At 41.1% G+C, this 22,597-nt stretch carries 24 protein-coding genes and 1 tRNA gene; 13 read left to right on the top strand and 12 right to left on the bottom strand.

The genetic code is table 11. From position 1 onward, the window contains the following. Positions 1–55: 55 nt before the first annotated feature. The 5 genes from HZC31_03180 to HZC31_03160 form a co-directional block, all read right to left on the bottom strand. Entirely contained in the window at positions 56–334 is a 279-nt protein-coding gene (locus HZC31_03180; GenBank protein MBI5002360.1) for a peptidylprolyl isomerase, read from the bottom strand. A gap of 64 nt (positions 335–398) precedes the next feature. After that, complete coding sequence (locus tag HZC31_03175; GenBank protein MBI5002359.1) at positions 399–560, bottom strand: hypothetical protein; 162 nt, start codon at positions 558–560, stop codon at positions 399–401. 1 nt (position 561) lies between these two features. Then, the gene (locus tag HZC31_03170) at positions 562–1,194 is read right to left on the bottom strand and encodes a hypothetical protein (GenBank protein MBI5002358.1); all 633 of its coding nucleotides are present in this window, start codon (positions 1,192–1,194) and stop codon (positions 562–564) included. Further along, a complete protein-coding gene (locus HZC31_03165) occupies positions 1,194–1,793 on the bottom strand; it encodes a nucleotidyltransferase domain-containing protein (GenBank protein ID MBI5002357.1) in 600 nt (199 codons plus the stop codon). Before HZC31_03165 ends, HZC31_03170 begins: the two co-directional genes overlap by 1 nt. Before the next feature lie 118 nt (positions 1,794–1,911). Continuing rightward, positions 1,912–2,031 (bottom strand) — tRNA-Arg (locus HZC31_03160). Between the two features lie 84 nt (positions 2,032–2,115). On the opposite strand from HZC31_03160, the gene HZC31_03155 reads away from it, so the two are divergent. After that, positions 2,116–3,768, top strand: coding sequence for an acetolactate synthase large subunit (locus HZC31_03155; protein MBI5002356.1), 1,653 nt, complete (start codon positions 2,116–2,118; stop codon positions 3,766–3,768). A gap of 265 nt (positions 3,769–4,033) precedes the next feature. Beyond that, complete coding sequence (locus HZC31_03150; GenBank protein ID MBI5002355.1) at positions 4,034–5,398, top strand: NAD-dependent succinate-semialdehyde dehydrogenase; 1,365 nt, start codon at positions 4,034–4,036, stop codon at positions 5,396–5,398. Between the two features lie 17 nt (positions 5,399–5,415). On the opposite strand, the gene HZC31_03145 is transcribed toward HZC31_03150, so the two are convergent. Next, complete coding sequence (locus HZC31_03145; GenBank protein ID MBI5002354.1) at positions 5,416–6,387, bottom strand: hypothetical protein; 972 nt, start codon at positions 6,385–6,387, stop codon at positions 5,416–5,418. A 79-nt stretch (positions 6,388–6,466) separates the two neighbouring features. On the opposite strand from HZC31_03145, the gene HZC31_03140 reads away from it, so the two are divergent. The 4 genes from HZC31_03140 to HZC31_03125 are packed head-to-tail and all read left to right on the top strand — an operon-like array spanning position 6,467 to position 9,086. After that, positions 6,467–7,774, top strand: a complete 1,308-nt coding sequence (locus HZC31_03140; protein ID MBI5002353.1) for an aminotransferase class III-fold pyridoxal phosphate-dependent enzyme — start codon at positions 6,467–6,469, stop codon at positions 7,772–7,774. Between the two features lie 49 nt (positions 7,775–7,823). Beyond that, complete coding sequence (locus tag HZC31_03135) at positions 7,824–8,093, top strand: hypothetical protein (GenBank protein ID MBI5002352.1); 270 nt, start codon at positions 7,824–7,826, stop codon at positions 8,091–8,093. A 17-nt stretch (positions 8,094–8,110) separates the two neighbouring features. Further along, the gene (locus HZC31_03130; protein MBI5002351.1) at positions 8,111–8,371 is read left to right on the top strand and encodes a hypothetical protein; all 261 of its coding nucleotides are present in this window, start codon (positions 8,111–8,113) and stop codon (positions 8,369–8,371) included. Then, positions 8,364–9,086 carry an rRNA pseudouridine synthase gene (locus HZC31_03125; GenBank protein MBI5002350.1) on the top strand — a complete coding sequence of 241 codons (723 nt, stop codon included), beginning with the start codon at positions 8,364–8,366 and terminating at the stop codon, positions 9,084–9,086. The genes HZC31_03130 and HZC31_03125 overlap by 8 nt, the downstream gene beginning before the upstream one ends. Before the next feature lie 614 nt (positions 9,087–9,700). Here the strand turns inward: HZC31_03125 and HZC31_03120 are convergent. Beyond that, on the bottom strand, positions 9,701–10,018 hold the full coding sequence (locus HZC31_03120) for a hypothetical protein (GenBank protein MBI5002349.1): 318 nt from the start codon (positions 10,016–10,018) through the stop codon (positions 9,701–9,703). Between the two features lie 209 nt (positions 10,019–10,227). Between HZC31_03120 and HZC31_03115 the strand changes: the two genes are divergently transcribed. Then, entirely contained in the window at positions 10,228–11,505 is a 1,278-nt protein-coding gene (locus HZC31_03115) for a PKD domain-containing protein (protein MBI5002348.1), read from the top strand. On the opposite strand, the gene HZC31_03110 is transcribed toward HZC31_03115, so the two are convergent. Both HZC31_03110 and HZC31_03105 read right to left on the bottom strand, forming a co-directional pair. Next, positions 11,506–11,658, bottom strand: coding sequence for a hypothetical protein (locus HZC31_03110; GenBank protein ID MBI5002347.1), 153 nt, complete (start codon positions 11,656–11,658; stop codon positions 11,506–11,508). Positions 11,659–11,755: 97 nt separating this feature from the next. Next, positions 11,756–12,388: a hypothetical protein gene (locus HZC31_03105; GenBank protein MBI5002346.1), complete on the bottom strand. Its 633-nt coding sequence runs from the start codon at positions 12,386–12,388 to the stop codon at positions 11,756–11,758. Between the two features lie 128 nt (positions 12,389–12,516). Between HZC31_03105 and HZC31_03100 the strand changes: the two genes are divergently transcribed. Together HZC31_03100 and HZC31_03095 are read left to right on the top strand one after the other, a co-directional pair. After that, positions 12,517–14,268: an NAD+ synthase gene (locus HZC31_03100; protein MBI5002345.1), complete on the top strand. Its 1,752-nt coding sequence runs from the start codon at positions 12,517–12,519 to the stop codon at positions 14,266–14,268. Between the two features lie 33 nt (positions 14,269–14,301). After that, complete coding sequence (locus HZC31_03095; GenBank protein ID MBI5002344.1) at positions 14,302–15,471, top strand: hypothetical protein; 1,170 nt, start codon at positions 14,302–14,304, stop codon at positions 15,469–15,471. Positions 15,472–15,483: 12 nt separating this feature from the next. Here HZC31_03095 and HZC31_03090 read toward each other — a convergent pair whose 3' ends face one another. Further along, entirely contained in the window at positions 15,484–16,164 is a 681-nt protein-coding gene (locus tag HZC31_03090; protein ID MBI5002343.1) for an NUDIX hydrolase, read from the bottom strand. A gap of 227 nt (positions 16,165–16,391) precedes the next feature. Here HZC31_03090 and HZC31_03085 point away from each other — a divergent pair, with 227 nt between their 5' ends. The 4 genes from HZC31_03085 to HZC31_03070 are packed head-to-tail and all read left to right on the top strand — an operon-like array spanning position 16,392 to position 20,384. After that, positions 16,392–17,987, top strand: coding sequence for a DUF5598 domain-containing protein (locus HZC31_03085; GenBank protein ID MBI5002342.1), 1,596 nt, complete (start codon positions 16,392–16,394; stop codon positions 17,985–17,987). 9 nt (positions 17,988–17,996) lie between these two features. Beyond that, a complete protein-coding gene (locus HZC31_03080; protein MBI5002341.1) occupies positions 17,997–18,506 on the top strand; it encodes an NUDIX hydrolase in 510 nt (169 codons plus the stop codon). Positions 18,507–18,548: 42 nt separating this feature from the next. Then, a complete protein-coding gene (locus HZC31_03075) occupies positions 18,549–19,355 on the top strand; it encodes a hypothetical protein (protein MBI5002340.1) in 807 nt (268 codons plus the stop codon). A gap of 15 nt (positions 19,356–19,370) precedes the next feature. Then, a complete protein-coding gene (locus HZC31_03070) occupies positions 19,371–20,384 on the top strand; it encodes a hypothetical protein (GenBank protein MBI5002339.1) in 1,014 nt (337 codons plus the stop codon). 2 nt (positions 20,385–20,386) lie between these two features. Here HZC31_03070 and HZC31_03065 read toward each other — a convergent pair whose 3' ends face one another. Beyond that, positions 20,387–22,144, bottom strand: a complete 1,758-nt coding sequence (locus HZC31_03065; protein ID MBI5002338.1) for a YgiQ family radical SAM protein — start codon at positions 22,142–22,144, stop codon at positions 20,387–20,389. Between the two features lie 123 nt (positions 22,145–22,267). Next, the coding region (locus HZC31_03060; protein MBI5002337.1) for a hypothetical protein at positions 22,268–22,597 on the bottom strand (330 nt) is incomplete at its 5' end.

Below are 22,597 nucleotides of genomic sequence, written 5' to 3'. Positions count from 1 at the left end.
TTTTATCATATTAATTGTAAGAAAAGGTGAGAGAAATAAAAAGAATAAGAAAAAATCAAGCTGTTCTTTTAATAATATGAAAACCAAATTGTGTTGGAACAACGTTGGAGACTTCTCCCACATTCAACGCAAACGCTGCTTGCTCAAACTTCGGAACCATTTGTCCTTTTCCAAATGTTCCTAGATCGCCACCCTTCTTTGCGCTTGGACACTTGCTGTATTTTTCTGCCATATACGCAAAATCCGCTCCTGCTTTGCATTTTTCGCAGATATCCTGCGCTTCTTTCTGGTCTTTCACTAAAATATGACTTGCTCGAATTTCTTTTGCTGCCATGAGATCACCTGAGATTGTTTTACGTTAAAGACTTATATTGTTTGCGGTTGTTAAGAACAAAAGATTAACACATTTCAATATATTTCTTATACGCTACTGGATCTGTTCCTATGTTCTTTGCATATTTCTTTCTAAATTGTTTGAGTGCTTCAAGATTCTCTTGACACTTTTCTTCAATGCTTTTTCCTGAAGTTGAATTAGGTTGTTCTTTAAGTTGTATTTTCATCTTATCTTTCTCCTTTAACCATTAATTCTCTTATTGTTTGAATAAATTCCTTTGCAGTTGCCAGCGCATCTTTTGCATGGCGTTCGTCTGTGCTTTTTTCCACATTGTATGTAGATGTTTCTCTATCCTCTTTACTTTGATCATATCTTTGCACATAACGAAAAGCATCTCCTTGAAAATCATCAACTGTTTTCTGGATTTGTGCTGTTGCCATTGTTCTTACATACTCTTCGTATAGTTGTGTCGCGAGCTGTTTTGTGTTAACAAGATAATATAATACTAAGTGATTTGTCTTTGCATGAACCTGATATGTATTCTCTTTCAATTTTTTCCCATATTTTTTTGCAAAAAATGCATGAACGATATAATACATTGCATAATATGAAGCAGTAACTACTTCCCCATAATCGCTATATTCTTTGCTCACATTAGTTGTTTGACTTTTCTTAGCATCACTTGAATATAAAAATATCAATGAGGCAGTTTCCAATCGCTTTATGCTCCTTTGCTCATAAAATTGTGCAATTCTGATCTTTTCTTGTTCTGACAACTCTTTTAATTCTCCTTCATCATGAAGTCTTTTCACGTCCTTTTCTGCCTTTGCCATTTTTTGTTCAGGTATTACAGGTTTCATTATTGCACCTTTCTTGTGAGATTATACCACTGCTCTGCACCATAAAGTAAAATATGATATTTCTTTGCTTCTGTTCCTACATTGAACTTATTGCTTTTTATCATTTCCATAAATTCATCTGCTGTCACGGTGGTCACGTCTTTCTTTACTTTTGTATATATTTTACTCGCGGCACTTTCAAAAAGAGAAATCTTTTCTTTTGATGGAACAATGAGAAGGAGGTCGAGATCTGATTTGCTGGTTTGTGTGCCTTTTGCATAACTTCCAAAAACAACAAGAATGAAAAAGTAATCATGCGTATAATCTAAGATATCTTTCAGCATGAGTTCTACCCACAAATATTTTTGAAGGAATTCCTGTTTTCTTTTTGCTTCTACTGAAAGAAGTATATCTAAGGGAGCGTCTGGTGGGATAGTAACGACCTTTGCAGAAGCAACGTTCTCTGTTACAAAAATTCGTTCTTGGACTAAATCCTGAACATTGTTATATGTTTGCGGATATGCTGTTCCAGATCCTATTGCTAGTCTGCTGATAGTTACTTTTTCATCTGGATGCGTGAGCATCCACTGGATCTGTTTTTCCTTTGTTTGGGTGAGCATTTTCTGTTATACCCATTTTAGTATAAATCTATACTATTGTTAATATAACTCCTATTTATAGTTTGTGGTGATAATTGTTTAAGAACCAGGATAGTGTGCTATTACAATTGGAAAAAAACGCCCCCGCGAGGATTTGAACCCCGGTCACACGGACCGCAACCGTGCGTACTATTTGCGCTATCGGCGCAAAATACGTCAAATTTGCAATTTGCCGATATCCAAGCTATACTACAGGGGCAGTATGAGTCTACAAACGATCACTCTATTTTAAATGTTTTGCAAAACCATCAACAATTTAAATCCTTCAACAATCACATTTTCCATGAAAGTTTCTGACTTAATCGTAAAATGCCTTGAAACAGAAGGAACAAAGTATGTTTTCGGAGTCCCAGGAGAAGAAACTGAAGATCTTCTCTTCTCTCTTGCAAATTCCACTATCACGTTTGTTCCCACACGACACGAACAAGGAGCCGCATTCATGGCAGACGTCTACGGACGATTAACAGGAAAAGCTGGTGTTTGTCTCGCAACACTCGGTCCTGGCGCGACAAATCTCATCACTGGACTCGCTGACGCGCATCTCGACAAAAGTCCAGTTGTCGCAATTACAGGACAAGGAGATTCTGAACGACTGCACAAAGAAAGCCATCAAGCAGTTGATATTGTGAATATGTTCAAGCCGATTGTCAAGTGGAATACGCAAATTTCTAATCCACAAATTACCGCAGAAGTTGTGCGCAAAGCATTCAAAATGGCTGAGATGGAAAAACCTGGCGTGACCCATTTTGAACTTCCTGAAGATATCGCAAAACTTCCTGTTGAGAAACAACCTCTTGTTCCAAAAAAAGTACGACGCCCTTCTCCAGAATACAAATGCGTTCAACAAACACTGGAATTATTACGCGCTGCAAAAAGACCGCTCATTATCGCAGGCAATGGCGCAATTAGAAAACTGGCGTCAAAACATCTCCGCCTGTTTGTGGAAAGAACACACATTCCTGTTGTTTCCACATTTATGGGAAAAGGCGCTGTCTCTGATCTCAACGAACACTCGCTTCTTTCTGTTGGATTAAAGATGAAAGATTACGTGATGTGCGCGATCGAATCCGCAGACCTTATCATCACGGTGGGCTACGATATTGCAGAATATGATCCTGAGAACTGGAATTCTACTAAAAACAAAAAAATAGTGCACATTGATTTTACGCCAGCGGAAGTCTATGAATACTATCAACCTGACGTAGAACTTATCTGCGACATTTCCGGCGCGCTCTGGGAATTGAATTTCTTTGTGGAAAAAGAAGGACTTACTTTCCCTAAATGGTACACTCCTGTTCGAGAGAAGATTCTTGAAGACCTCGCATCCTACGCATTACAGGAAGGAGATCAATTTACTATTCCTGGAACACTGCGTATGCTCCGAGAGCTTTTGCATCCGGAAGATATTGTTATTTCTGACGTCGGGAGTCACAAAATGTGGATCGCACGAAATTATCCTTGTTATGAACCAAACACCTGCATTATTTCCAACGGTCTTGCGAGCATGGGCATCGCTGTTCCTGGCGGCGTTGCCGCGAAACTTGTTTTTCCTGAAAAACGCATTGTTGCCGCGACAGGAGATGGCGGATTTTTGATGAACTCACAAGAAATTGAAACCGCAAAACGTCTCGGGTTAGGGTATGTTATTTTGTTGTTTAACGACAATAATTATGGTTTGATTACCTGGAAGCAGGAAGCACATACGGGGAAATCGTTTGGCACTGCACTGACGAATCCTGACTTCAAAAAATACGCAGAGAGTTTTGGGATTAAAGGATATTCACCAAAAACAGTTGCTGAATTACGACAAAATCTCACTGAAGCGGTTAATAGTAATGAACTTTGCATTGTTGAAGTCGCTGTTGACGTGTCGAAGAACAAGGAATTAAATCAAAAATTATCTCGGCATGTTTGCGATGTGTTTGGATTGGATTGAGTTCGCAGTTTCGCTTTAAATTGCTTCCTTTTTTGATAACATTTTTAAAAAAATAAATAATAAAAGGATGAATTGTGCAGTAGGACTTTGCTGGTGCGTGTTTGTTGCCTGGCAACACAAATAATCGCCTAGTACACCCCCAAATGTCAGGGGGACCCATTGCGCAGCAATGGGGTCTTTATGAATCAATACCTTTTGTTTAAAGATGAAAAGAGAAATTAGAGAATAAGACTAACTGAGACAAAAATAAATCAATGGTGATATCATGGCTATACAAACAATCGATCCAACAAACGGCGAAGTGATCAAAACGTTCCCTGAAATGAAATGGGAAGAGGTAGAACAATCTCTTCTTTCTGCCGACAAAACATTTTCTTCTTGGAAAAAAACATCTTTTCAAGAACGAGCCGAGCTCTTGAAAAACGCAGCCGCATTGCTGCGAAAAAACAAATACGAACACGCATCATTAATGACGCTTGAAATGGGAAAAACCATCACTGAAGCAGAAGCTGAAGTGGAAAAATGCGCGTGGGTTTGTGATTACTACGCAGAAAACGCAGAAACAATTTTACAGCATGAACACATTCAAACAGACGCGACAAGAAGTTATGTTCGTTTTGAACCGCTTGGTGTTATTTTCGCAGTCATGCCCTGGAACTTTCCGTACTGGCAAGTGTTTCGCTTCGCTGCTCCTGCATTAATGGCGGGAAACATCGGTGTGTTGAAACACGCGTCCAACGTTCCACAATGTGCGCTCGCGATTGAAAAAGTATTTTCTGAAGCAGGATTTCCAGAGCATGCATTCAAAACATTGCTCATTCCTTCTTCAATGACAGACAAAATTATTTCTCATGCCGCAATTAAAGCAGTAACGCTTACAGGAAGCGAAGGAGCAGGCATGGCTGTTGGCGCCGCTGCAGGAAAAGCACTCAAAAAAGCTGTTCTTGAATTAGGGGGAAGCGATCCCTTTATTGTGTTGGATGACGCTGATGTTGAACAAGCAGTTCTTTCCGCAGTGAAAGGAAGAATGATCAACGCAGGACAAAGCTGCGTTGCCGCAAAACGATTTGTAGTGCATGAATCTATCGCAGAACAATTTGAAACACAGTTTGCGCGAAAAATGGAACAGCTTGTTGTCGGAGATCCGCTTGACAAAGAAACACAAGTTGGACCGCTTGCACGACGTGACCTTATTGATGTCCTTGAAAAACAAGTCGCAGGCTCAGTTATTCGCGGCGCAAAAATTTTGACTGGCGGAAAACGGATTTCTGGAGAAGGATATTTTTATGAACCAACAGTTCTTTCTCATGTGACTCCTGACATGCCTGTGTTTGCCGACGAAACCTTTGGCCCTGTCGCTGCAATCATTCGCTTTTCTTCTGATGATGAAGCGATTGCTCTCGCGAATCAAACTCCTTTTGGTCTTGGTGGCAGCGTCTGGTCTCGAAACAAAGAGCGCGCGGAAAACATTGCACAACAACTCGATGTGGGCTGCGCGTTTGTGAACAGCATTGTGAAGTCTGATCCGCGCTTGCCTTTTGGCGGTGTGAAGAAATCTGGGTATGGAAGAGAACTCTCTTCGTATGGGATTAAAGAATTTGTGAACATCAAGACAGTTTGGGTGCAATAAAGAACGAATGATTACTATTATTTGAAAGGATTTGTTCGTGGCGTATATTCACAAACATCTACTTTGTATCCTTGTCTTTTTCCTGCTTCGCTGATTTTATCTAAGAGATTTGCGTATGTGCCATTCCCAAAAATCTCTTTGATATACAGCGCAAGCATTCCTGTTGCGTTGGGAACAAGCTTTCCACGAACATCTCCTTTGATGGAAGGAGCATAGAGCCTAACCGCTTCTTCCAAAAGATCTTCTCCCGCAGGAAGTTTTGTAATTATTTTTGTTTCTTTTGTTGGTTGAATAGCACTGTAGGGAATATCAAGCTCCATCAAGAATGTATAATTTGGAGTCCACTCATCGCTTTCCCGCTGCATGCCTAACGCACAAACTCTTCGTACTTTTGTTCTATCAAGTAGTCCTTCTCTAACAATAGGATAAAAGCCAAGCTCTCCTTTTCCCTGCGCGTTGAGCGTATCACCAAGTGTTCTTTCTCCCCTCGATAAATATCCACATGGATACGTCAACAACATTTGTGGCGCAGTGACTCCATCTGGTCGCTGTTCTAATAAAAGATAATCGTCGCTGGTTCTTGTCACCACCCCTATATTAAAAAAAGGAAAGAGGTTTGCAATCGCACGCTGGACGTCCATTGGTTGTTCTGATAATCTATTTTTAATCCAGAAAGAAGTCTTGTATGTCGCAAAGGACGCTCTGCATTGTTTTCCATCCGCAGAAAGTGTGTGAAGATTTGGTTTTGGATTGTTGCTGAGTTTTGGATTTTTTGCAATTCCTTTTTCCCATACTCGTTCAACATCCGCGCGAATATCACTTGGGATTCCCAAGTCTTCAATATACTCAAGACCATCAAAAGCCTTGTCTTCTGTCATCGCTTCGAGAGAACCCCATTCTCTGCGCAGCTCAACTGCAACTTCCCACGGAGCATTGCCTCTAAAGTAATTCCAGAATTCTAATGTGTGTTGCTTTTGTTCACTTCTCATTAAGAGAGAGAAAGTGAGGATGATTTTTAAAAGTTCCTCCAAAGAAAGGTTTATATATCTACTTCCCCTGAACTGCTCTATGATGCTCAAACCTTCTGTCAAAACAGCACTTCCAGGTCCACACTCCGCAAAAATATTAGATACGCTTCAACGCATGAACGGCGGCTGGAGCGTGAGTTATCCTTTTGTGCATTCTTCCAAAGGAATAGGCTGTTATTGCACAGATATTGACGGCAACACCTTTCTCGATTTTGGATCGCAAATTGCGTCTAATCCATTGGGATACAATCATCCTGCATTGCTTGCTGTCTCCAAAGAATACCTTGGGAGAAGTCCACTCAAATTCGCAGGACAAGACTTTACTGTGAAAGAACATCTTGATCTTCTTGAAGAATTGATTCGAATTACTCCTCGGAACATTGACGCAGGATTTCTTATTAACAGTGGCGCAGAAGCAGTGGAAAACGCACTGAAGATTTGCATGCGAAAAAAGCAAACCGCGAAAATAGGAATTAGTTTTAGCGGCGCATTTCATGGAAGAACCATTGGCGCGCTTTCCTGCACGAATTCGAAAATTGTCCATAAAAAAAATTATTTCAGCATGAATATGCGCAGACTTCCTTTTGATGAAACTGCTCCAGAACAATTTGAAGAACTTCTTCAACGAGATGCTGCTCCAGAAGATGTTGGTTTTGTGATCGTCGAGCATCTGCAGGGAGAAGGAGGATATCGCGTTGCTTCAAAAAGAATGATTACTGAAACACGGAAACTTGCACGGCAATACAATATTCCTTTTATCGCAGATGAAGTGCAGTCTGGTATGGGAAGAACTGGACGTTGGTGGGCGTTTGAACATTATGATATTGAACCTGATATTATCAGTTCCGCGAAAGCACTGCAGGTTGGAGCGACTCTCGCAAACAAAAAAATGTTTCCTTCTGAACCTAGCTCGATTTCTTCAACGTGGGGTGGAGGTCACGCGCTCGATCTGGCAAATGGTATCGCAACGATCCGCACTATTAAAAAAGAAAAGTTTCTTGAGAAAAACGAGAAACACGGAAAATATTTTCGTGCGGCATTGAATGAGATTGCTGAACAAAATGATTCGGTACAACATATTCGTGGTCTTGGTTTAATGAACGCATTCGATTTGCCTTCTAAAAAAATGCGAGATGATCTTGTTCTTCAATTATTAAAGCAAGGTGTTATTGTTTTGGGCTGCGGAAAGCAGGGCATCCGATTATTGCCTCCGTATATTGTACGTTCTGAAGAGATTGATGTGTTTATGGAACAACTTTCCTCTGCACTCGCTGTTTGTCGTACAAAAGGCGTTATTCACAAAGGAGAAATATGCAGATATGGGATGTGCGCAGAAGGACATAGTTAAGCACAAATACGAAGTAAGTTATAAAAAGAGTATGCTCTTTTCTTCTGAGATGACAAATAAAGACAATAGATTGAATACAGAGTTTCAGTCCTTAGGAGATATTCTTGGAGGAATGAACTCCTCCTCTATTAAAGCGTTTCTTGCCTCTAATCGAGAAGGCAACGAAGCTTTTCCTCGAGATGGAAACGCAACACGTTGGGCTGTTTACGATGCAGCAAAACAAGCAGGCCTTGCGTATGCGACTCAGCAAGGAATTGAACTCTCTCCTTCAGGATATGAAGCAATGACTCGAGAGATTACTGCAAAGTTAGATATATAATTGGTACGGCGTACACAATGATAAATGGCCCTCTTGATCGCGTTGTTTTAAGCAGTAAATTTTTTCACAAAACAGCAAAAATTTATCATAGTATGGGATCAACACAAAGACACTATTTTGATTTTGAACAAAAAATTGGTCCATACGCACACTATATTGATACTGCAGGGGCTTGGCCAGAGAGACGCGCAATAGAAAAATATATTAGGCATCGGTGGGGTCCAAAGAGTCAAGCAATGCGTTATTTTAAAGAAGTGTTTAGAGCACCTTATGACTAAAAAAATTACTCTTTATCAGGCACTGAAACAATCGGGATTGTTTAGTACAAAAGAACAAATTATCTCTGTAGCAAATGCTGGGCAGATTACTGTTGATGGCGTTGTGACAAAGGCATTGCAGTTTCAATTCGCTCCTACAAAACGTACAGTATGCGTTAATGGGAAAGAAATCTCCTTCCAAACCAAACGATATTTTGTCCTGAACAAACCCGCTGGTTTTTCCTGTCAAAAAAATGACCGTGATCCTTACGTCGTAAAAATTCTTGATCTTCCTGCTGAAGTAAAAAACTCTTTGTTTCCTGTCGGTCGACTTGATGTCGGTACAACAGGACTGCTCATCATCACCAATGATGGAGCGTTTTCCGCTGCACTCTTAGAACCAGAACGAAACGTTTCAAAGACTTATCGGGTTTCGCTGAAACAAAAAATAACTGAAAAACAGCTTGAAGCATTGCAAAAAGGAGTGGTTATCTTGATAGAAAATGTAAAGTATCAAACGCTTCCTGCAGTTGTTGAGAAGCTTGATGATCGAACACTCGCTATCTCTATTGTTGAAGGGAAGAACAGGCAAGTGCGCAAGATGATCGAAGCAGTGGGGAATGACGTTGTCGCGTTATCCCGCATTGCGATCGGCACATTGCAACTCGGCAAACTTGAAGAGGGGCATTGGAGAGAATATAGCGAGGAGTTAATTAAGAAAATGTTGATTAAGTAATTCATCGTTTATTATTTATTTTTCTTCGCTATTTTTTTAGTTTAGCTTCTTTGATCTTACTGTTGTCTAGAAATATTTTCAAAGAATAACACAGACGCACCGCTCGCAGGGCATCCCAATCGCAGCAAGCTGCGGGGTATTGCCCGCTCGCAATTCGGTGCGTCTGTGGAATTGTGAAATTGGGTCACAGCAACAGGAATTATCATTCCTTAGTTGCGCTCATGCTTCGCATTCGGCAACAAGCTGTGGGGTATTATTTCGAGCTATGCTCGTAATACTACGGACCTTTGGTCCGAAGTAAACCCAAATTTCACAATAAATAAAAAAAAGATTAGGGATTTTTTAGGACTGTAAGGCGATTCAAAGAGCAGCTCAGCAATAAAACAAATACGCGCACCAGCAAGACCTTTTACTGCCAGGGGGACCCATTGCTTCAGCAATGGGGTTTTGTTTATTTTATTATCTGAAAACCTATCCAATGCCTAAAGGCATTGGTTTTACGGCTCGCAAACGAGTGGTGGCGCTTCCGTGGGATGTAAAATCGGCGCTTGCGGAATCTCGGCGCTACATCCTCGCTCTGAAGAGCAAGGTTTTGCGCCGATTTTTCATAATTTTCAAAACAATTCCTTTGCCTTTGACTTCCACAAATTAAACGCAATAATCTGATAATCAATGCTATTATAATCTTCTTCTGCCTTTTTCATGTCCGGAATAACGGGGATTTCCATTTTTTCCTCCGGCGCTTCTGGAAGATCTATTTCTCTGTTCTGCACACGAAGAATATGATTCGGCGTTATAGGCTGCAGAATTATAGTAGGATCAGCCTTTTTCTTTTGTACTGCTTCTGTTTTTTGTGGAATACTCTCTAATCCAGACTGCTCTTTCTTCTCCTTTTCAACGAGATTTTCAATATGATTATAGAATCGGTCCATCAAAAAAATAGAGAAGCCCTTAGAATATATAATGGTTCCCTTAAATATTATAAACTTTCACTCATGATCTGTCCTTCAGAGGTAATGAAATTTACCGACGTGATAAACTTTATATAGTTGTGCGGCTCTGGAGATTGCAGCTTGTATTTGTTTTTTTAATATTTATACGATAGCGTTTACAGAAAAGACAAAAAAAAGGTGTGACAGTGATGAAACAGCGATTTTTGAAGACAGAAATTCTTGCATTATTATTTACGTTGGTTACTTTGCTTTTCCTTTCTGGCTGCGGCGAGCGCACGGTCACTGTTATCGAAGATCTTTCTCTCTCCGCACCAACAACATTTGTTCCTCTTGATGAATCCACTGACTTAGGAAGTTCTTATGTCAAGATGAATAACGCAACAGAAGATACTCAAGCAACTGAACAGAATACTGAAACACCTGAAGAAGCGAGTGAAACAGAGATTGCAGATGAACTTACTGCGCAAGAACAGAACGCTCTTGACAAACGTGTCTACCGCGAAGGAGACCTCATCGCGTTTGACCCTATTGGTCTTGATCCTGACGGCGATGTCATTACGTATTCTTACAGCAGACCGCTTGACGAAAAGGGGCAATGGCAAACAGGAATCGGCGATGAAGGAACCTATCTTGTCACCATCAGCGCGTCTGACGGTAAAACAGAAGTGGAGAAAAAAGTTGTTATCCTTGTTCTCTCCGCAAACAGAGCACCCACCATTGACGGTCTTGACGACATGACTGTCGCTGAAGGAGACCTTGTTGTGTTGAAACCAAAAATCTTTGATTATAATGGAGATGAAGTAAGCATTCTCTACAGCAAACCATTCAACGAAAATGGAGAATGGCAGACCGATTATGATGACAGTGGGGTTTATGTCGCGAAAGTCACTGTGAATGATGGCACAACCACTGTTGAAGAGCAGATTACTCTTACTGTTGCGGATGAGAATAGAGCACCTGTTCTTGCTTCTCTTGATTCAATTACCGCGCTCGCAGGTGATCTTGTCACCATAAATCCTACCGCAACTGACGAGGATGGTGATACTGTTACTTTTTCCTTTGAAAGTCCTGTTTCTTCTGACGGAACATGGCAAACAACAGACGCTGATGAAGGATCACATACACTTACTGTCAGCGCAAGCGATGGCAAAGAATCTGTCTCTTCTACTGTTTCTGTTGTCTTGGCACATAAGAACAAAGCACCAAGCATTTCTCTTGATGATATCCGTGTTGAGGAAACAGAAAAGATTGTTCTCAGTCCTACAATCAGTGATCCTGAAGGAGATTCTTATACAATAACGTTTAGTGATCCATTTGATGCGCACGGAACATGGCAGACTGATTATGATGATTCTGGGACTTATACGGTTACGGTGACCGCGACAGACAGCAATGGCGCGTCAAACAGTGTTGTTATTCAGGTTCTTGTCGCGAATAAGAACAGAGCGCCTGTGTTTAAGATTTAGTTAGAAGAGATTTTTCTTGAATTTGATTATTTTTATTTGTTCTGGCGTAAATAATGTGTCATTACAAAGACTGCATCTCATACAGCTTAGTGAAGAACCTTCGCTAAAATATTTGCTTTCTACAATATCACCACCGCATTTACATTTGTTCATTTTCATATTAATAAGAATTATCATTATTAATGTTTATGTTTTTTTATAAAATTAATGTTTAAATATAAATTGAAGTTATTAGTTGAGCAGTACATGTTTATGGTGCAGGAATAGACTGTAATGGAATTTCTTCTCTGAGTTGTCTTACTGTGCAATAATTTCCTATATCCCCAATCATGATATTTTTTGCAGAGAAACTCATAGGGAAATCAAGACCCTCCTCCAACGGTGAAACATCTCTGCATTTGAGACTGATGTGCGGATTGTAACTTTCTGGTCTTTTATCTTTAAATCCATCAACCCAATGAGAAGTGTTTGCTTCCCATATTTCATCTGGATCAACATGAAACATCTCACGAGATCCTGGAACAGAAGCACGGAATGGCGTTATTGTCCCCATAATTCTTGTATGAAGATCAACAATTGCGGATGTTTTGGAAACCCTCAACTGATATTCTTTTCCTATTTGCGCAGATTCTTTTGAGTATAATTCCAATATCTCTAATTCTAATGGACAATCTTCTGTTGTTACATTACTTACTGCCAAACCTACTTCTCCTAACTTATGATAAGGAAAAACGCCCATAGCAAGAGTAATGTGCGGATAATTATCCGGTTTTCTGAAGTCTGAAAAAGGATCCGCACCTTCTGCTGTATTTAATCGCCTGCACAATGCTTCAACTTCTGGTGATAATCGTAACGCAATGCTTAGAGCAACATATTCTTTCATACCATAAAGAAGCGTATCTTCTTTTTTAAAATTTCTCCCTAGTACTACTTCTCAGAACTCATTTCAACAACAACCACTCCCCAATACTCCTATAACGTTTATATACTTAAACATCTCAGAAAACAGTGATGGGAAAGGGAAAAGTCAAGAGTAAGATCAAAGTCAAACAAAAGCAAGCCAAAAAAGCAAAAAATATTGTGAAAAAAGTGGCGAAAGTTCCTTCTAAAACAGCTAAACCAGTACTTTCTTCGAAATCTGAACAAAAAACAGCGCCAAAAAGCGCGTTTCCTATTGCTCTCGCGCAGATCAACACCACTGTTGGTGACATCTACGAGAACTTCAGAAAAGTGGTTGCCGCGATCGAAAGCGCGAAACAAAGCGGCGCGCAACTCATTGTCTTTCCTCAGCTCACGGTCACTGGTTTTCCACCAAAAGATTTCCTTACTCGACCTGATTTTATTGATGTGAACATGCAGCGCTTCATTGAAATTGTCAGCGCGACAAAAGGGATCACTTGTATTTTTGGATTTGTCAATAAAGAAAATAATAATACCTTCAACGCATTTGCCTGCGTGAAAGATCAAAAGATTCTGAGCATCCAGAATAAAGCACATCCTGATGGCTGTGTCGCGGGAAGCACATACTTTTCCGCAGGCACAAACCCAGAAGTCATCTCTCTTGGAAACCAACGCGTTGGTGTTGTCATTGCTGAAAACATGGAAGAAGAAATGACGTTTGAACTCCTTGCCGCGAAAGGGCTTGATTTCTTTGTTGTGCTTGCGGCGTCATCGTATACGCTTGAAAAAAATACAGAGCAATACATTTCTGGTCTTGCGAAAAAATATCGTGTTCCTATTGCTTATTGTAACCATGTCGGCGCACAGGATTCCTTCATTTTTGATGGAGGAAGTTTTGTTGTCGATAAAAATGGACTTGTCGTGAGCAGATTGAAAAAGTTTGGCTCAGACATGCTCCTTGTTGATGTCCACAAAAATGGCTCTTCTTTTATTCCTCCTAAAGATCAAGCAGGAGAACTCTATAATGCTTTGACTCTTGGTGTTCGTGATTATTTCGCTAAAGCTGGATACACAAAGGCAGTTATTGGCATAAGTGGCGGTCTTGATTCCGCTGTGACTGCTTCTCTTGCTGTTCACGCGCTTGGAAAAGAAAATGTGATTGGATTATTCTTGTCCTCAAAAATGACGTCGAAAGAAAGTGTGACAGACGCAAAACGCGTGTTCGCGAATCTGGGTCTTCCTTTTAAGGCACTCAACATTGATAGCGCAGTGACACTTTTATGTCGCGCGAATGGATACAAATATGAAAAGAAAAATATTACTCTTGCTGAGCAGAATATTCAAGCGCGTGTTCGCGCAGAACTTTTGATGAGCACCGCAAACAAAAATAACGCGCTTGTTCTCGCGTGCTCCAATAAAACAGATCTCGCGATGGGTTACTTTACGCTTTACGGTGAAACCGCTGGCGCATTATTGCCGCTTGGTGATTTGTGGAAGACGCAAGTCTACGCGCTTGCGCAGTACATGAACGCGCTCAGCAAACAGAAAAGCAAAACCAATGTTATTCCTGACTCTATTCTCAAGAAGCCTGCAAGCGCGGAACTCCGTGCAGGACAAAAAGACAGTGATGATATGCCAGCACATGAGATTTTGGATAAAGTGTTGCAGTTGTATATTATGCACAAGAAAGATATTCACGAAATTGTAAAACTAGGATTTGATGGAGAAATGGTTCGACGCGTCGCGTTTATGCTCATGAAAAGTGAGTTTAAAAGACAGCAGACCGCGCTGCCTCTTCGTGTTTCCCATTGTTCTTTTGGTCCCACGTGGAATTATCCTATCGTGAGTGGTTGGAGAGGGTAAAGTTTAAAAAATAAACAGTGTTTCTTCTTAGTGATGACGACAACACTCGATGACCGCGTTATGAACGCAGAGCAAAGAAAACTCTACATGTTTGAACGAAAAGTTCCAAATGACATTGAAGAAAGAGAACGTGTTTTAGGGCTTCTTCAACGTATTATTATTCATAATGGGTATCACACTGCAGAAGTGCAGCATAAATTTCATGACTTGGGTATTGCTCCTGAGCTGTATTATCCTGGAAAATCAACAGAACCACACTATTTTGATCCAAACACAGGAAATCTTCATGTCGTCAACTCTCGAGGAGAAATCAGACTCATGCGTGATTTTGACCTTGTTGATGTTGTTCGCGAACGTGTTCCTCACCTTGACTTACAAGTGAATGATTACAACCAATCTCCTCTTGCTGCGCGAAGTCGTTTTAGAGAGTTTGCATACAAGAAAGTAGGAAATGTTTTTGCGGCGCTTAAGGAAACAGGCGCTCAAGAAATAATGAATGGAAGAAAACGAGTCACGCTTGTCTTCGGACCGCATGTTTCTCTCCCGGAAACAGGTTTTGTAGAGTTAACAAAAGAAGAAGACGATTACCTCAACTTTAAAGTTCTTATGGTTGGTGATGAACCAGTCATTTCTTTTGATTACATTTTTGCAGATCAGGCACGCTACATCTTAGAGCAAATGTGTTTTCTCCTCAACGCATCGACTGAAGGTGTTGATGTCCATGTGTTTCATTATGGAAAAGTTGGTCTTTTAGATGAAGCAACATCTATCGGACAACTTGTTGTCCCAAATGGTTCTCTCGACGAAAAAGCAGTCATCGCTGGCCTTGTGCGCCCATTCCCTATTTACAATAAACTCCTCGATACTTCTGTGGCTGAACAATTTTCCGCATATGTTGCTCAGACACCATACGTCGGGAAATCAGTTAATACCATTTCTGTGCTTCAACAGCGACGTTCTCATCTTGAGTGCGTCAAAGCTGCAGGAGGCTCATTCCTCGATATGGAGTGGGGACCGATGGCTGGACTTGTTCAGGGATTTCCAAGCAGCTATCCGCGAATTCGTGGAATTGAACTGTATTTTGCAGGGATTGGATCAGACAAGCCGCTTGAAGGAGCGACGCTTGGGGAAACAACATACCCACGACACAAAGAGAAAGCAGTTGTTCAAGGATATTTACAAATGATTAAAGACTGGCGCTGAGAATTGATAGATTTACTCTAAAAAAACATGCACTTTTTCCCGTAACGTTGTATATTCTTTTGTGGTAAATTGATACAGTTGCGCAGGACGATGCGCTCCTTCCATTTTTGTTTCTGCAACTTCTTTGAGAATCTCAAGCTGGGAAATTCTTTTTCGAAAATTTCGTTTGTCTAGAGATTTTTCAAGGATAACTTCGTATAACTTTTGTAATTCAGAAAGCGTAAATCTCTTCGGCAGAATCTGCGCGGCAATATTTGTTGTCTGAATCTCAAGCCGCAAATCAACAAGCGCATCTTCCAGAATTTGTTTATGATCGAATGCAAGTTGCGGTAGACGATTGATTGAAACCCATTCTGCAGAAAGGGCGTCTGACGCCGCAGACAAATTTTGCTCTGGACTTATTAATGCCATAAACGCGACTGAAACTACTCTTCCACGGGGATCTCTTTTTGGTGCGGTGTATGCTTTCAATTGTTTCAAGAAAATATTTTCTACTCCTGTTTCTTCCTGCAACTCTCGCAAAACCGCTTCTTCCGCAGATTCAGCTGCTTCAACAAAACCTCCAGGAAGCGCGTACTTTCCCTCAAATGGTTCTTTTTTTCTCCTTATTAAAAGTACTTTTACCATATTCTCCTGACAGGTAAAAACAACTGCGTCAACAGCGACCTGCATAAGCCCTTCTTTTTCTGCCATAGAATACCTTCCCTAATGAGACTTAGTGTATTTTAGACAATTTCTTTATTTAAATCTTTTGGTTTTGTTTCACAAAATTTATATAGTTGTTAGTGTATACCATACACTAAGTATGGTTGAAACAAAGAATGTGGCGGTGCATACCCAGCAGCCGGCGCTTTTCTTTGGCCATACTTAGTGTATCATTTACAATAAGGAAAAAGAAAAAAGAATTGGAGGATGGAAACATGGAATTAAGCGATTTTGTCAAAGGAAGAATAGAAGTACCAACACCACTCAACGGCGATGCGTATACTGTCGCAGGAGAAGCACTTGCTTCTGTCCGCGCGCGCGAACATTCTGTCTACGGACTTTCGTTCAGAAAATCTCCTGCACAAGCAGAAGGTCTCAAAGACTTCTGTTATGATGACCGAATGGTTCTCTTTGGAGTGAGCGATTACATTCGAAATAATTTGACCAAACAAATCACGCGAGAACAGGTTGATGCAGCAGAACAATTCATGGCAACTGCGCACGCATTTGGTGGTCCACTCAACTTCGACAGAACCGTGTGGGACAGAGTAATCGATGAATTTGGAGGATATTTACCTCTCAAAATTGAAGCACTTCCTGAAGGTTCGACATTCTATCCAGGAGAAGTTTCTGTCCAAGTAACAAGTCTTGCAAACGGCTTTGGTGAAATCGCGGCGCTTGTTGAAGCGAATCTTGTCGGCATGGTTTCTGTTGCTTCCACACGCGCAACAATGGAACGACACCTTCTCGAGAGAATGAAAGATTATGCGCGAGAAGATGATCCTACTGCAAGCGACGCAGACATTCTCTTCAGAGCACAGCTCATGATCCATGATTTTGGGATGCGCGCAAGTTCTTCAAGTGAAGAATCTGAAGTGCTTGGAAAAGCACATTTACTTAGTTTCCTTGGAACTGACACTTTCAACGCCGCATACCAAGCGTATGTTCAAAATGGTAACCAGCGCGTGGGAAGTTCTGTTCTTGCATTAGCGCATAGAACTGTTCAAGGCGCAGAAAGTCAAGCAGCAGCATTCGCGCAAATCAGAAAAGCTGCTGGACCTGGGAGCATTGCTTCTTATGTCGCTGACTGCTATGACTTTCACGCAGCGATTCGCGATGAAATTCTTCCTCTGGCACTTGAAGCTGCGAAGACTGATGGAGCAATTCTTGTTCCTCGACCAGATTCAGGAGATTATCTCGAGAACATCATATACATTGTCGCAACAGCACGAGAAAATGGTTTGTACAAAGAACAGCCAAACGGGCGAGCAGCAATGACCAACATGCGTTTCATCCAAGGAGACTCCATGAACTGGGAAAAAATTAGCACAGCAATGGACCAGCTCCGCGACAGCGGCTACTCTCCTGTTGGTTGTGGGATTTTTGGTGTTGGAGGCTGGTTGCGAAACACGCCTACACGAGACACATTCAGCGTTGCGTACAAACTCATGGCAAGAGGAGAAGACGAAGAAGCTGTGGTGAAGTTGTCTGACACGCGAATAAAAATGAGCGTTCCTGGCCCTGTTTATACTCTCCGAGGACAAGCTGCAGATCAACCAAGCACGGTGATGCAGTATGAACAAGGATACGCAGGACAAAATGCGCTTGTTGCGTACTACAACGGCGCAGTCGCAGGAAATGAGAAATTCGGTGCACCATGCCTTGAAAAGTTTAGCGTGTTGCAAGAAAGAACGATCAAAGGATTTGACGTAGCAGCACCATACCAACGCGTGCTCAGCGATGAAGTCGTTGCGATTCAAAACAAAACACTTGCTGCACACAGCAGAAGCATTGCAGATTACAAATATTGAGGTGAGATCATGCCAGACGAAAAAACCATAAAAGCGAGAGGATATCAAAACCTTGTTCCCACAACAGACCTTATCATTGAATATGATAATGGAGAGAAAGAAGGAATTGTCTTAATTACAAGACGGAATAAACCCTATGGAATAGCATTGCCTGGTGGTTTTGCAGAAAAAGGATTGTCTTTGGGAACAAACGCACGAAAAGAAGCGCGAGAAGAAACAGGGCTTGAGGTTCTTATTGAAGATGAAGATCAACCGTTTTGCGTCCGTTCTGATCCTAACAGAGACCCTCGCGGACACATGATGAGTGTCTGTTATGTTGCAAAAGGATTTGGAGAATTGAAAGCCGGCGATGACGCAAAGACTGCAACGCTTTATTCCCTTGCAGAAGTGTATGCACTGATGGGAAGAGGAGTGTTTGCGTTTGATCACGAAAAGATTGTTGGAAGATATTTGCAACAGAAAGGATATGATTTGAGCAGGTCTGGAGCAATGACAAGAGCATCGGTCATGTTCCAATAGCATTAAAAAAGGAAAAATATTTCCAGGAGAAAGGTGAGGAAGATGACATGGAGTAATGATGATTTAAGTAAGAGTGTTGGAGTTGAATCTACCGAAACCGCATTTGCGGATCACTTGCTTCGCATTCATAGAGACATTCTTGATGAATTAATCAGGGATAAAATTGATTTAGAGAAACGTGGTCCAAACTGGAAAGCGTATTTACGAGTTGCTGAATCAGAGCTTGATTTATGGCAAGCACAATCTCGAGGAAGAAAACAAAATTATAGTCCTGAGGAGTTAGCAGAAGCACAAATTGCACGAGCTGTTGCAAATGCTTATGAAGAAAGAGAGTACAGTTCATTGCAACGAATGAATGGAGAACATCAAGCACAAGTGGCTGTAAATATAAGAAGAAGCGGTCTTGCAGAACGTATGATTGAAGAAGGAAAGCAAGGAAGAAAATTAAGTGTTCTGGAAATTAGTTCCAGACTTGCTCCAGTACTGACATTTCCTGGTTCTTCAAACTATTTTGAAATGGCTGCGCTTCCGTATGGAACACATGCACGAGCAGTCTTAGGTGAAGCGGGACTGCCTCACTATGTTTCTTCCACTGCAGCAGAAGGAAGCGCGCGAAATATGCAAGAAAGATTTGGAACACATTATGTGTTAGCAGAAACCTCTGCCGCACCAAGAGGAGATGTTCCAAAGTCAAAAAGAGCACCAGAAGTTTTTGTTTGTTCTCTCATAGGATCAGAGATACAACAACTGAATGTCCAATTTCCTGATGTTCAGTTGCGAGCAGAATTCGATGCACGTGTTCGTGAAGTGCTGTATCAGCAACTTCAGAGAATGTATGCAGTGAAATGATAACGAAGTGAAACCATGACAGCACTCAACAAAGCAGAAGTTGCACGAAGCATTGAACTTTATCTTGCAACACAAACACTTCAAGAACATGCACGAGCAGGGACATTATCTTTAGAACTCACGAAAGAACCGCTCTTCAGAAAAAGAGAAGATGTTGATCGCGTTGTTGTCGCATTTGGTTCGTATGATCCATTGACCAGAGCGCATGAAGCATTATTTATGCGCGGAGTTGCTGCTGCACAACAAGTTCCTCTTCACCAAGAAAGAAGCGAATCGCTGGATGAACTTCTGATTGTGACTTCCACGGTCCATTTTGATAAAAAACCAGACTGGACAAAAAATGCGGCACTCTATGATAGAGTTCATGCACTTGAAGGATTTGCAAGCTGCTATGGAAATGTCGCACTTGGCTTATTCAACAGACCATTTTTTGCGGACTTAATTGATGGAATTCGTTCAGTGTATCAAAATGCAGAAATTTATTTTGTTCTTGGTGTTGATGTGCTTGAGAAAGTTGTTGATCCTGTGGGTTATGAAAGGAAAGGGCTTGATCCTTCTGTAATGGTCGAACTATCCATGAGAGCACGCTATCTCGTCAGCGAAAGAAGCATGAAAACACAAGGAGGAGAAAAAGTCGTGACGCTCAATGATTTACGCGAAAAATATCCTTCACTTCTTGATTACGAAAACAGGACGATTGCAATCGATCTTCAAGGAAAATATGACGGACTTGATATTCCCATTCAAGATGTGAGTTCAACATTGATTCGAACGCGAAGAAATGCTAGACTCCCTGTAGAATATCTTGAAGCGGTGGGGATTAGTGATTTTGTGGATCGCAGAAGCATGTATTTAGAAAATCCCAGCAGATACGCAGCATTTGTCTACGCACGACAACGCTTTGTCGATGAAAACAAAGGAAAACCCATTGGACATTATATTGGCGCATTAATGGAACATTTAGAACGAATGGAGAGTGATGAAGAGTTGCGAGCAGAAGAAATTAGACGAGCAGAACTGAAATTCTGAGTTTACCCATTCTCATCAGCAATCTCATCTGGTGATTGCATGCCCATGATGATGTTTTTCTGATTCTTCTTTTCTCTGAATGTTCGTGGAACGTGGATCTTTTCTCTCGTCATTGGATTTTCTGCTGTGTAATACATCGCAGTCGAAAGTGTGCCTGGCGTTGGGGTGAAAATCTGGGTGAGGTTGACGTAGATCTTATTGTCTTCACAGAATTTTCTCATTTCCTGCATATCTTTCTCTGTACTGCCGGGATGCGCTGCAACAATATACGGAACAAGATTCTTATTTGTACCCTGCTCTTTGTTCACTTTTTTGTATTCTTCAAGGAAATCAATGAACGCCTGTTTTGTCGCTTTGTTCATCTGCTTTAGGACGGTGTTTGAGATGTGTTCTGGCGCTATTTTTAGTCTGCCGGTGAACTGCATAATTTTTCTGAACAGCTTTTTTTGGTCAAGAATAATATCATGGCGAATCGCGCTTCGGAGTTCTAACTCTGTGCCGCTATATTTCTTGTTGAGTTTTTCCACTTCTTCTAATAAAGGATAGAGATCGTCACTGATTACTCTGTATTTACACCCCGCGCATTGTTGATTGCAATAGTCTTTTTTATTGTAAACAGTAATTGGCTCATTGATTACTGGAGAGAATATCTGTTCTGGATGTGTGTAAAGCGCGCATTTTGAGCCGTACATGTTTAACGTCGGTAACGTAAGATCATTGATCTTTTTGTGACCTTGCTTGTAGAGTGACTCGATTTCTTTAATGATGGATTCTTTACTTCGCTTCGCGACTTCTTTTCCCTGCACAAGCGGGATGACGCAGAATGAACAACTTCCCCAGCATCCTCTTCCAATGATAACAGAAGTTTGCAAGCGTTCAACCATTCCATTTTGCTCTGCGAAATTTTTTGACTCAGGATGGAGACGTCTCGTGAATGGAAGACTATAAATGACATCCATTTCTTTTTCAATCATGGTGTGCTCTGGTCTATTGTGCTGAATGAATCCAGCGCCGCATTGCTCGACAAATGATTCGTCTGGAAGCAAATAGTGGACTCTCGTGAGCAGATTAAATTTTGTTTTGTCTGCGATACAATCTTCGTAGCTTGGAAGCTTTCTTGCTTTTTCATTTATTTCGTCTTTCTTAACTCTGTACGCAAGTCCTTCGATTGTTTTGAGATCGAGGAGGGGTTTTACTTCTTCAAATGGCATTTGCTCTGTGGTGTTTCGTGCCTTCATTCGATCTAATAATGTAAGAATCGCACGTTCCGCTGTACCGAAGAGAAGAATATCTGCTTTTGTGTCGTTGAGAATTCCCCTTCTGAGTATATTTTCTTTGTAATCGAAGTGCGTGAATCTTCTGATTGTCGCTTCGACACCGCCGATGATTGTTATGCATCCTTTGAAGAGATTTTTTAGATTCTGCGTGTAGACCATTAATCCGCGCTCTGGAACAAGAACGTTTTCCCGTTTCTTGAGCATCGGCGTATAATTCGCGAGCATGGAATCGAGAAGACCGCTCGTGATGCAGAAGAAATATTTTGGTCGTCCACAACTTTGATATTCTGCTTCTGTTTGGGGTTGCGGAATAATCGCTACCTTGTATCCTTTTTTGTCTAATAAGCGCGCAATTATCGCTGTGCCTGACAATGGATGATCGTAATACGGATCTCCTGTCACAAAGATGACGTCGAATTGTTTGAAGTCTTTATAGTACTTCTTTCCTTCGTCTCTTGTTGTTGGTAAAAATGATGAAGTCATGATTGTAAGAAAGGAGTGTTTGTTTAAATGATTTGTCTCAAAAGCGCAACAAATTTTGTATCACTTTATAGTAAAAGTGCAACAAATTTTGTTGCACTTCCATAACAGAGAAATGTTGGGTTCTTAAGATTTACCTTCTATCTCAACAAAATTCGACGGGGCTACTCGGACAAATGAGCCGAGGTTGTCCAGATTGTAGTTGCCAAGCGCAATGGAACTGATAACTAGATAATTGACAAACAACGCCCCAATGTTGTCCGCGTCAGTAGTATTTTGCCAAACATAAAATCCTATTATTTCTTCTGGAATTCCGCGTCCTTGCAGTTCGCGTGCGCGAACAACAGTCTCACTATAATTCCGAAGGAGAGGAACATCATACTCTAATGCGGCACGCCATCCTTCATGATCAACAATCTTGTCTGTTGGAAGGGGCTGATTATAGGTTCTGATACT

The organism is Candidatus Woesearchaeota archaeon (genome assembly GCA_016214075.1).
GTDB lineage: Archaea > Nanobdellota > Nanobdellia > Woesearchaeales > DSVV01 > JACRPI01.
This window is presented reverse-complemented; position numbering and strand designations above follow the sequence as displayed.